9 protein-coding genes are annotated in these 11,898 nt (G+C 46.8%); 5 read left to right on the forward strand and 4 right to left on the reverse strand.

The window, feature by feature from the left end:
• The first annotated feature begins 83 nt into the window (after nucleotides 1-83).
• The 4 genes from QZV86_RS00060 (at nucleotide 84) to QZV86_RS00075 (ending at nucleotide 7,933) form a co-directional block, all read left to right on the forward strand.
• On the forward strand, nucleotides 84-1,106 hold the full coding sequence (locus tag QZV86_RS00060) for a ketopantoate reductase C-terminal domain-containing protein (protein ID WP_295623218.1): 1,023 nt from the start codon (nucleotides 84-86) through the stop codon (nucleotides 1,104-1,106).
• Nucleotides 1,103-2,086: an NAD-dependent epimerase/dehydratase family protein gene (locus QZV86_RS00065; protein WP_295623219.1), complete on the forward strand. Its 984-nt coding sequence runs from the start codon at nucleotides 1,103-1,105 to the stop codon at nucleotides 2,084-2,086. The genes QZV86_RS00060 and QZV86_RS00065 overlap by 4 nt, the downstream gene beginning before the upstream one ends.
• Before the next feature lie 273 nt (nucleotides 2,087-2,359).
• A complete protein-coding gene (locus tag QZV86_RS00070; protein ID WP_295623221.1) occupies nucleotides 2,360-4,090 on the forward strand; it encodes a BamA/TamA family outer membrane protein in 1,731 nt (576 codons plus the stop codon).
• A gap of 6 nt (nucleotides 4,091-4,096) precedes the next feature.
• The gene (locus QZV86_RS00075) at nucleotides 4,097-7,933 is read left to right on the forward strand and encodes a translocation/assembly module TamB domain-containing protein (protein WP_295623223.1); all 3,837 of its coding nucleotides are present in this window, start codon (nucleotides 4,097-4,099) and stop codon (nucleotides 7,931-7,933) included.
• Nucleotides 7,934-8,019: 86 nt separating this feature from the next.
• Here the strand turns inward: QZV86_RS00075 and QZV86_RS00080 are convergent, their stop codons facing one another.
• From QZV86_RS00080 to QZV86_RS00095, 4 genes are read right to left on the reverse strand one after another with little or no spacing between them, the layout of a single operon-like run.
• Nucleotides 8,020-9,168, reverse strand: a complete 1,149-nt coding sequence (locus QZV86_RS00080; protein ID WP_295623242.1) for a trypsin-like peptidase domain-containing protein — start codon at nucleotides 9,166-9,168, stop codon at nucleotides 8,020-8,022.
• 34 nt (nucleotides 9,169-9,202) lie between these two features.
• Nucleotides 9,203-9,634 (reverse strand): thioredoxin TrxC, encoded by a 432-nt coding sequence (trxC, locus tag QZV86_RS00085; RefSeq protein ID WP_292919633.1) that lies wholly within the window; start codon nucleotides 9,632-9,634, stop codon nucleotides 9,203-9,205.
• A gap of 41 nt (nucleotides 9,635-9,675) precedes the next feature.
• Complete coding sequence (locus tag QZV86_RS00090; protein WP_295623245.1) at nucleotides 9,676-9,993, reverse strand: chaperone modulator CbpM; 318 nt, start codon at nucleotides 9,991-9,993, stop codon at nucleotides 9,676-9,678.
• 3 nt (nucleotides 9,994-9,996) lie between these two features.
• Nucleotides 9,997-10,938, reverse strand: a complete 942-nt coding sequence (locus QZV86_RS00095) for a DnaJ C-terminal domain-containing protein (RefSeq protein WP_295623247.1) — start codon at nucleotides 10,936-10,938, stop codon at nucleotides 9,997-9,999.
• A gap of 523 nt (nucleotides 10,939-11,461) precedes the next feature.
• On the opposite strand from QZV86_RS00095, the gene QZV86_RS00100 reads away from it, so the two are divergent.
• Entirely contained in the window at nucleotides 11,462-11,896 is a 435-nt protein-coding gene (locus QZV86_RS00100; RefSeq protein ID WP_295623249.1) for a hypothetical protein, read from the forward strand.
• The last annotated feature ends 2 nt before the right edge of the window (nucleotides 11,897-11,898 follow it).

Genomic DNA, 11,898 nt, shown 5'->3' on the forward strand with positions numbered 1-11,898 from the left:
GTATGCTAATCTCTTTAAAGATTAGCATCTCGATTCTGCATGTTTTTGCTATATTTATCAATCTTATGGATACATAAAGACCGATGCAAAATTTAATCAACAAACCCATTCATATTCTGGGAATAGGGGGTATTGGCGCAGCACTTGGCTGGGCGCTGGCGCAGCAAGGTTATGTCGTGATTCTGGTGGACAGTGACCGCAGTAAGGTGGCTGAGGGTAAAAAGCATGGTGTGACGGTGGTTGCATTAGGGACACAAGTCGTTCCGTTCGTTTCATTTGATGACTGGATACCACCGGAGGAGGGATTCATTCTGCTTTGTACCAAAACCTATGATAATCCAGAAATATTGGCCCGCTTATCGGCAGATGCTTTCTTGGTTCCGGTGCAAAATGGTTTTGACCCGGAACTTGATCGGCGCAATCATGCGTGTGAAGGTATTGCCTCTTTCGTGTCGGAATGTCAGCGTGATCGCCCGATGACACGAATCACCCGGCCTGGCAGTCTGCACATTGGGAAGCGGCGCCCCATTACAGATGAAGAGCATGTTGAGATAATATCATTGGTGCTGGCTCTGGGAAAAGCCAAGTTATTTCCTGTTGAATATGTGGCGGATATCCGGCCTTATAAGGCAACAAAGCTTATGTACAATGCCGCTATATCACCACTTGCTGCTGCGGCTGGTGTGGATAATGGAGAATTGCTGACCGATAAATTGGCAAAACTGCTTTTTTTTGCATTGCTGCAAGAGAATTATGCGATTCTTCAAAATGCCAAAATATCCCTTGCCCGTATTGGCCCTTTTCATCCAAATACCGTGTCTTTAATTTTACGCACGCCTTGGTTGCCGGCAGTGATGGCTGTGTTTTTCCGCCCATCGTTGCGTGGTACCTACTGCTCTATGGCTCCGGATATGCACGTTCATCATGCGCGCACTGAAATCGATGCGTATACTGGTCATCTGATTCGGCTTGCGGGAGAATTTCCATGCCCCTTGAATCGCGCCGTGCTTGCACTCATTATGAAGATCACCACTGAAGATCTGAAACCACAGTATCAGCATTTACAACATTTGGCAGGCCATTTGCCGGAAGGGATTCGCTCTTGATTTTAGTCACCGGCGGTGCTGGTTTTCTGGGTTCACATTTAGTCGCGCAATTATTGGATGCGGGTCAATCAGTTCGTGTTCTGGAACGACCGGGAGCCGGCGTTGCCCATCTGCCACTGAACCAGATTGAGTTGATCAGCGCTGATATTCGTGATGAGTACGCGGTTAGGAAAGCCACACATGATTGTGAATATGTTTATCATTTGGCTGCAGATCCCAATCTCTGGCGCCGTGACCGGCGAGAATTCGATAGTATTAATCGCCTCGGTACGCTTCACGTCATGCGTGCTGCACTTGAGAGCGGCGCCAAACGAATCTTGTATACAAGTACCGAAAGCATTTTGACATCCCGTAGTCCTAAGGGAGGCGCTGTTGAAACACTTCGGTTCAAAGCAAGCGATATGCTGGGTCCGTATTGTCTTAGCAAGTTTCTAGCAGAGGAAGAAGTATTTAAGATGGTGTCAGAAGGCGCTCCCATTGTGGTGGTTAGCCCCACTTTGCCGGTAGGGCCCGGAGATCGATTGCAAACGCCACCCACTCGATTATCGTTAGCATTCTGCAGAGGAGAGTTGCCAGCCTTTTTGGATTGCCAGTTTAATCTCATTGATGCGAGAGACGTAGCGACGGGTATGATTGCAGCAATGGAAAAAGGTAGGCCGGGAATTCGTTATTTGCTGGGAGCAGAAAATCTTTTGCTTTCAGATTGGTTACGCATTTTAGGCAGGGAGACGGGGCAACCTTTGCCACGCTGGCGGGTTCCTTATTTGCTTGCCCTGCTTGCGGCAGGAATTAGTGAAGCATGGGCCGATTATGTTAGCGGTAAAATGCCGTTAGCTACGCTAACCGGGGTGCGCTTGACTCGCCGCAGCATGTTTTTTGATCCTTCTGTCAGTCTGCATGAACTCGGATTGCAGCCACGTTCTATACATGTGGCTGCTCATGATGCCATAACTTGGTATCGCTCCCAAGGTTGGCTCTAGTTAGCAACGAAGATTGTACCGACTATGTTGTGGAATCGGGTTAGAATTAATTCAAAATTGATGGGTTGTCAGTAATTAAAATACTCGCAAGTAAGTGTCATGATTTCTTGTCAGGTCAACAGAGTCGTGGCAAATTTCCAGTTTTGTTCATACCATGTGATAAATCAAATAGAATTAATAGCGCTGAGGAAATTTCTAATATTTGATCAAATCTTCAAATCCAGTTTTCAGTTTTCCGTTGATCGTTTTTATATCCGAATCTGGGTACTTATCTTGTTACTCCTTAACCTTAATCCGGGCATCGTTACAGCGCAGGAAGCACAGAGTATTACAAAGAATTCGACGGTAATTATCTTGTCGGCACCTGATAACATCAAAGAATTTCTTGTTAAATATTTTAAGCTTCCATCAGAACCTTTTGCTGATGCTGCTGCTGAAGAAATCTTTTTGTACCGTGCGCAAAAAGAAATCCGCGATTTGTTGGCAACCGAAGGTTATTTTTCTCCATCGATTTCAGTGTTGCATCAAATTCAGGATAATGTTGCTACACCTGAAATCAAAATTGATCCTGGCGCATTGACGCGTATTGGCAAGGTTTTGATTACATTTCAAGGCGAGGTTGCTCGCGAAGAAACAAAATACCAGGAGCGTATCAAGCAACTTCGTGCCACATGGCCGCTGAAAGTAGGCTTGCCCTTTCGTTCTTCCGAATGGGAGAAAGCAAAAGCGACTTTGTTGTCGAAGGTAACAGAAGAAGAATTTGCTGCGGCGCATATTGTGAGTAGTCAGGCTACTGTTGATCCCGATAATGCGCGCGCTGATCTTTCTGTCATTATCGATTCCGGACCTGCTTTTTACTTGGGTGAAATACAGATCACTGGATTGGAGCGTTTTGATTCCACATTAATCACCAACCTTGCTCCTTTTAAAGCGGGCGATATTTATCGGCGGGATGTATTGCATCTTTATCAAATTACGCTGCAGAAAGGGTCGCAATTTAGCTCTGTTTCGGTCAGTGTTACGCCGGATGTCGCGCAACATCAGTCCGTACCCGTTCAGGTTATGTTGACGGAAGCTCAATCGCAGCGTTTTGCCTTTGGCGTTGGTTACAGCTCGAATAATGGCGCACGCGGTGAGATCAATTACCGCAATCACAATCTCATGGATCGCGCCTGGAATTTAGCCAGTATGCTGCGTCTGGAACAAAAGCGGCAAACTTTTTTTGCCGGGATTGATACCTTGCCTAATCAGAATCATGTCAATTATTCGTTGGGCGCCAGTCTGCAAATGACGGATATCGAGAGACTAAAGACTATTGAAGAAAAAGTTGGTGTTACGCGCAATTACCAAACACAAAAAATTCAAATGCATTTTGGTTTGAATTGGCATCATGAAAACAAAAAGCCTGACGGTGCAATTAACCAGATTAATGAAGCACTCGTTCTCGATTGGCGCTGGAGGCGCCAGGTTTTTGATGATCCAGTTAATATCCGGCGTGGTGACGTAACAGAGCTGCGTGTCGGCGGCGGTAGTCAGCTACTTTTGTCAGATCAGGATTTTCTTCGTACCTATGCGCGACATCAGACTTGGTGGCCCGTTGGTTCTAAGGATGTCTTTTTTTTGCGCGCAGAAGTTGGCTATACGTTAGCCTCGTCACGCTTTGGCATTCCGCAGGAATATCTATTCCGCGCCGGTGGAATTCAATCGCTGCGCGGGTATGATTTTAAAGGCATAGGCGTGCAAGAAGGCAATGCGGTTGTGGGCGGTCTCGTTATGGTTACAGGTACCGCTGAATATACGCATTGGTTAACGCAGCAGTGGGGCGCTGCCGCCTTTGCAGACATCGGTGGTGCTGAGGATAGTTGGCAAAAGATTCACTCTTTTTTAGGCTATGGCGCTGGTGTCCGCTGGCGTAGTCCGGCGGGGCCAGTCGCACTTGATTTGGCCCGGGGGCATGAAACCGGTTCGCTACGCGTGCACTTCTCAATGGCTGTGGCATTCTGAGCGTACATGACCAACCCATCCGTTGACAATCAGATGCCGGATAATCGCCAACATCGGCTTAGATGGCTTACAGGTTCGATGTCTGTGATGCTAATTATTGTTTTGCTTGCGGGATATTGGCTTGTGAATAGCCAAGCCGGGCTGCAATGGACTTTTTCCATCATTCAGCGGCTGAGTTCCGGTGCAATCCATTTTGCCGATGTTCGAGGAACACTACATGACATGCGGATTGAGAATGCCCATTTTGCTGCCGATGAATTTGAGCTGGAAGTGCAAGATATCCGTATCGTTTGGAGCCCAAGTGAATTATTTCACAAGCAGATAACGATTGATCAGTTGACAGTGGGGGCATTAAAAATTCGTCAATTGACTTCTGAAAAAGATACTTCGCCCAGTACATTACCCGAAAGTTTGGATCTTCCATTTGCGTTGTCGATTGGTGCATTGACGATCCATTCGATGTATCTAACCATGGCAGAAAATGAAACCGCCGAACCCATCATAACCAATCTTACATTGGCATTGGAAAGTGATGGTCATACCCATCAACTGAAGCACCTCGATTTCCATACTCCGTGGGTTTCTGTCAACGCATTAGCAGAATTTAACGGTGATTCTCCGTTTGACTTGTCAGCGCAAATCGGCTTGTCGGGCGCTGATCCGTGGGGTGATACCCAGATGGTCATCGCAGGCAGCCTGGAACACATGAAAATTCAAGTCAATGGGGTACAACCGGAGATCACAAGAGATTTGCAGATGCATTTGCGTCCTTTTGCAGATAATCCGGTGACACAACTGGATGCAAATATCGAACAGCTGAATCCTGCCAGTTTTATTCCTGCAGCACCCAATGCCAATCTTTCGCTATCCGTGCATTTTACGCAAAATGATTCCGGGCAACTGGAGGGCAATGTGCGGATCAAGAATCATGCGGCGGATACATACAATGCTGGTGGCCTTCCTTTGACCATGTTCAGCACGCAAGCATCAATTACCTCAGAATCTTTGAGATTGCAGGATATTCACGCGCAAATCGATGATGACGGATTTCTTCGCGGCGATTTAATTTGGCGTTGGGAGGAACAATTCGTATCAGCCGATGTGTTCGTCGAACAGGTAAATCCACACCATATTGATAGCCGCCTGCAAGCGGCGCAGGTTTCTGGGAAAATTGGCTTGTCTGGTAATGCACAAAAACAATCTGCGCGTATTCATCTCAAGGATAAATCGGTAAATTTAGCAGCCGCTATCGCTCGGTCTGGCGAGAATGTCACGCTTGAACAATTTAATCTGCAACGCAACAAATCTCGATTAACCGGACAAGGGAAGCTTACACTGGGTCATGAGCAATTGTTTGAACTGTCAGGTGAGCTGGCAAATTTTAATATTGCGGATTTTATCCAGATGGCAGATTCAGATCTGAATGCAACTCTTCAACTATCGGGGCAATTGTCATCACAAATCTCTGGTGCATTAAAATACACGATCCAAAATAGCCGCTTAGCGAAATCTCCGGTAAGCGGTTCTGGTGAAATCGTATTTAACGGTTTTGATGCATTTGACGGTAAAGCAGAGCTAAAAGCAGGATCCAATCATTTACTGGTGCAGGGTGGTATTGGCAAGACGGGAGATATATTTCATCTAAATCTCACCGCGCCAGATTTGGCGCAACTGGGAGTCGGATTGGCGGGGGATTTACAAACAAGCGTGAATTTTAGCGGTAGCCTGGAAGCGCCTAATCTTGCTTTGAAGCTTGCCAGCAAGCATTTGCGTTTGCAGGAAAATCACAACATTGCGGGCGTTGCGGCCGATGCACGTTTACACGAGGATATAATCTCACTGAAAGTTTCGGTTGATCATTATGCGGTAGATGAAAAAACTGCCGTCAAACATCTGGCGATCGATACCCAGGGAAAAATTTCGGACCACATCCTATCGGTTAAAGCACAGATCAATGAGGATGTTACCTTCCGGCTAGCAGCAGCAGGTGGAGTGAATCCTAAAGTGCCTCGGCAATCGTTGCGCTGGGATGGTCAGCTTACTGATTTTTCGACTGCCGGTGAAATGCCGATACACTTGCTATCACCTGCGACATTCTCAGGCAGTGCCCAATTGATTTCTTTAGATCAGGCTAGATTCTCCATATCGGGTGGATTTATCAACATTGATCAGTTGCACTGGACACCGAAGAACTGGAAGACTCAGGGTGACTTTTCCGGTGTTACTTTACTTCCTGGTTCGCAGCAAGCTATCAATCAACCTCACTTGCAATTGGGTGGTCACTGGAATTTTGTTTCTGCTGCACAATTAACTGGCAATTTAAAAATCTTTCGGGAGCAAGGTGACTGGTATTTTCCCGGCGAAGTGCCGCAGCCATTAGGTTTAGAAAAACTGCAGTTGGAGGCGACTGCTGCACAGGGAAAATTAATTAGTGCATTCGAATTCTTCAGCCAGTCTATCGGCTCCGCCACAGCTGATTTAACAATACCGCTTCAACCATCCGATTCCAATTGGTCTATTTCCCGTGATTCAACACTGCACGGCAAGGTGGACGTGGATGTCAGTACCTTAAAGTGGCTTGATGTCATGCTTGGCGATAGCATCAATACAGACGGGCAGATTGAGGTTCATGCCGATATTCAAGGTACGCTGAAGCAGCCAGATTTCAGTGGAACAGTATCCGCTAAAGAATTGAGCGTGGCATTACTGGATCAGGGAATCAATTTGCAGCAAGGTACGCTGGCGGCAAGATTTCAGCAGACGGATTTAAAGATTGATCGACTCCATTTTATTGCACCTCATGAAGCTCCTCCAGACAAGCGCTTATTTGATGATTTCGACGTGGATAGCATGCTGGGATCGTTAACAATTGCCGGTAATATTGGGCTCGTTGGTAATGAAAGTCAGATCAATTTTACAATCAATCAATTACCGTTGGGGCATAAAACAGAGTACTGGGTAGTCGCATCTGGTTCTGGAGAAACTAGGTTTCAGCACAACCGCTTGCGTGTGAAAGGAGATTTATGGGCCGATGCTGGATTGTTGCTGCAACCGCGGGAAAACCGCCCGGAATTATCAGAAGACATAGTTTTTGTGAACGCCCCGGAACAGGCTAAGCAAAACCTGTCGGTACTGTTAGACATGAACCTCAATTTAGGTGAGAAATTTCATATCCGAGTAGCCGGTCTGGAAGGACGCCTGACAGGCCAATTGAAAATGCAGAGTGATAAAAACAATAAGTTAAGGCTCAATGGCGCCATTGTGGCGCAAGATACCTCGTTCAAAGCTTACGGTCAGAATCTCTCGGTAAAACGTGGTATTGTTAGTTTTCAAGGTCCATTGGATGATCCGGGTTTGAATATTCTAGCGGTTCGGGAAGATTTGGCAGTTGAAGCCGGAGTTGAAATTATGGGCTCAGTGCGTCATCCGCGCGTAAAATTGATATCGACTCCAGATGTTCCTGATACTGAGAAGCTTTCATGGATCGTGCTGGGAAGAAAACCGGATGCAGGTGGTTTGGATACATCGGTCTTACTGGCAGCTGCCGAATCGGTATTAGGCGGTCAATCTGGGGGAGGCATTACGGAAAAAATCAGTACTGCTTTGGGTGTTGATGAAATCTCGTTCAGACAGGCCGGTGTCGGCAGTTCATTGAGTGGACAAATTGGTGTGGTTGGGAAACGCATTTCATCGCGTGCGTATCTGAGTTATGAACGAGGATTGACTGCAACTACAATGGGTATCACAAAATTAACCTACAATCTTATGCCTAAAGTGACTGTTGTCACCCAAGCAGGTGAGGACAGCGCAATTGATCTGTTTTATACGATCCAGTTTGATTGAGCTGGTTGCACGTTGCTAAGCTTTATGATTTTCGTCGCGCTCTTCAGGGTCGTTCCGGGCACAAAGTTATGGACATTGATTTTTTATCATTCCCCTGGCTGCAAAGTGACGGCTACTTCGATGGTTTCATTTTTTCGCAATACCGTGATCTTGATAGTATCTCCGACCTTATAGTGATCAATACGGGCGAGTAATTTGTCGACTGAATCAATGGGTTTATCCTCGACGGCTACAATAATGTCGTTCGCGATGATATTGCCTTCCGGCGTGATCGTTGCGCCCTGAAGCCCGGCAGTATCTGCTGCGGATCCGGGGCTGATGTTCAAGATGACAACACCGGTTAGTTTCAGATGCTGGGTCAGGCGGTCATTGAGTTTGCTGTCGACCGTAATGCCCATCGCCGGGCGGATATATTTGCCGCGACTGATGATTTGTGGAACTACGCGGTTGACGGTGTCGACCGGTACAGCAAAGCCAATCCCAGCACTGGCGCCACTGGGGCTATAGATGGCGGTATTAATGCCAATCAGGCGACCTGCCGAGTCCAGCAGAGGTCCGCCGGAATTGCCCGGATTGATGGCAGCGTCAGTCTGAATCAGATTGTCGATAGTGCGGCCGTCACCGCCAGGGAGTGATCGGTCCAACGCCGAAACAATACCCGTAGTTAAGGTCCAATCCAGGCCGAAAGGATTACCGATTGCGAATACTTTTTGTCCAACTTTGAGGTCGTGGCTGGTACCCAAGGGAACCGGGGTCGGTCTTTGGAAACCGATACCTATTCGCAAGACTGCGATATCATGCGCCGGACTTGCGCCTACCAGTGAGGCTTTGTAATCGCGCCCATCGGCCAGACGCACGGTAGCTTCGCTGGCACCCTTGATTACATGGAGATTAGTAATAATGTGGCCGTGATCATCCCAAATAAAACCTGAGCCAGTTCCGCTAGGGACCGAGAAGATATTGCGCGTCCAGGCATCCATTACACGTTGGCGGGTAGTGATAAATACCACTGATGCGCGTGAGTTTTCAAATAACTCGATCGTGCTTTTCTCGTCTTCAGCCAGATTGCCGCGTGCTTGGACTACCCGTGGCTCAGCGCTTTGATGTTTGTTGTCAGCGGAAAAATAACCCGGCTGAAGCGCATCTGGAAAATAGTGGTACAGAAAGCTGTGAGAAAACAGTACCAGCAATACGATAATGAATGAGATCCAGATAAAGCGGGGCAGCGTGGGCATGAATGGTTGCTCCTGTAGTTTTTTAATGTTTGCGTCATTGGATTGTGGATTTTGCCCAGCGTATTATATCCTGTTCGCCCATTGCGCCGGATTGTCGGGCAATTTCTCGACCGTCTTTGAACAGTGCCAGAGTTGGAATGCTGCGAATCTGGTAACGAGTAGCCAGAGTTTGTTCTTCTTCAGTATTTACTTTGGCTAGACGTATTCCTGGTTCCAGCATAGCAGCCGCGTTCGCAAAAGCCGGGGCCATCATGCGGCATGGGCCGCACCACGGCGCCCAGAAATCGACCAGCACCAGGATATCATTGTTGGAAATATGCCGGTCAAAGTGATCTTCTGTCAATTCAACTGGGAGTGCGGTGAACAATGCCTGATGACAGACACCGCATTTTGGCGCTGCAGTCAGACGGTCTGATGGTACGCGATTGGTCGCATGGCAGTGTGGACACACGATGTGTAACGACATGAGTGGCTCTCCTCGCTAATTCGGTAATATAAAATTAATTGCTAGCTTTCGTTAGGTCCAGATGCTTTCAGGCGGGTGCGCAGCAGTTCAACTTCTTCGATCAGATCGGCAACCAAGCCGGCCAATTCGGGATTGCATTCAAAATCGCGTTCAATGGCAACAATCCTTTTAATGCGTACGAAGCTGCGACTATCAAATATCCACACATTCGGATCCGCTCCAATGAGGTTTTCATTTTGCAATAAGCCCCATTGAACGTGTTCAATGACCCATTCCCGGCTAACCCGACAGCTTCGTGCCAGTTCATCCAAACTGAGCCTAGCATCTTCGAGTAAAATGGCATCGATTTCTTGTGACATAGTTTAGACTCCAAGATTCTGGCGCGGGTTGAACGCGAGTTCCTGCGCCATGGTTTGGTAAAATTCACGCGCTTTTTCTGTCGTAGCGGATGGCAGCACTACTTCCAACACTAAATATAAGTCACCAGGCGTTGTCGCGGGAATACCGCGACCTTTCAAACGCAGTTTGCGGCCTGTTTGAGAGTTTTCCGGTACTCGTACATCGACCAGACCATCGGGGACTGGTATCTTAACTGTAGCACCCAACGCAGCTTCCCATGGAGTGACGGGCAATGCGGCATAAATATCCTTGTTCTCGATCCGGTAACGTTGGTGTGGTTTAAAATGGACTTCCAAAAATAAATCCCCTGGGGATTCTCCAGCATGGCCGGGGCCGCCTTGTCCGGCGAGACGGATCACTTGTCCGGCATGCACTCCTTTGGGAATACGCACATTCAGAGTATGCTCCACGAGTATGGTGTGCCCCTGGTTGTTCAGTTTGGGCATGCGCAGTGTCAGACTGCGCGTTGTGCCGTGATAGCTGTCTTCCAGGTCGAGCATAATTTTGGCGTGATGATCTTCACCGCGCATTTGACGGGCATGCCGGGTACCCGCGCCCATTTGATTTTTAAATAGTTGTGAAAAGAAATCACTGAAATCGGCTGTCTGCGCATCACTAAACCCTTGTCCTGTGAATTCAAAACCCGCGTCCCAACCGGGGGGCGGTTGAAAGTCGTTGCCAGCCTGGAATCCTTGCCGTTCCAATTGATCGTAAGCAGCACGTTTCTCCGGATCAGATAACACGGCATTAGCCTCATTTATTTCTTTCATTTTTTGCTCGGCATCTGTCTCTTTGGAAACATCGGGATGATATTTGCGCGCCAAACGACGGAATGCTTTTTTGATTTCATCAGCGGTTGCATCGCGCGAGATGTCAAGCGTTTTATAATAATCCTTGAATTCCAAGTTAGTTCTCCCCCGGTTCAATGCGTTGTTACGTTATGAACATTATTGCTGCTTTGAGCTAAATAGTGAAGTTCTGGTTGCGAGAAAATCTATTGTATTGATTTTATTTCATGACGACATATAGCACGATTTAAAAGTCACATAACCAATATATTTGATCGCTCAATCCAATTGCATCAACCAAGAATTATATGGCAGGATCATTTCAGATTGATTATGTGCGTTCAATAATCAATTAAATTTTGACGGATGCGGCAATTTGCCACATTCCATGAATCTTGCGTATTGTGCATAATCGATAGGTTTATTCAAAAAGTTTGTAGCTCAGCGATTTAAATTAAGATAATACGTTTTCTCAGATTAACTCTGTTTCCATTTTTATTCTAAGAATAATCGTGTTACCTAGATTCTGAAAAGAATTTGAAAGATGTCACTCAGAATTGACAGTTATTGCTTTTAACAGCAGCAAAGAGCTAAGCAATGCAGCTTAACCGCAACATACAATAAAAGTGGAGTTGTTATTATGAAGAAACAGTCGTTAAAAAAAGCTGTCGTTCTCATCGGCATCGTCATGGCCATTTGCCAGGCAGGTGTTGTTTCGTCCCATCAATTGATTAATAGCCTTACCGCAGTTGATGCTGTCGATCATTTCCTGGTTACTTGTAGTGAAGCAGATAATCATCATCTGTATGCGCAGATCGATGATCTCAGGGTGGTTGATAATAGACAATTCAATTTGCTGGTTGCCAAAGACAAGGTGGCTTCCAGTGCCACTAATCCCGATGGAGAATCAAGCCCTGTCATTCGACTGGCAGGAGGTGTAGGTGTTTATCATGTGTACGTCAGTCAAATCGTGGGTGGTGATAAAGCAGCTAATTATCAATTAATTTTTCATTGCGAAGATGTCGATAATGCGCATTTTGAAACATCGGTGCTAACTAAAATTGACCAACCATAGTA

Origin of the sequence: uncultured Nitrosomonas sp., from assembly GCF_902826915.1 — a bacterium.
GTDB lineage: Bacteria > Pseudomonadota > Gammaproteobacteria > Burkholderiales > Nitrosomonadaceae > Nitrosomonas.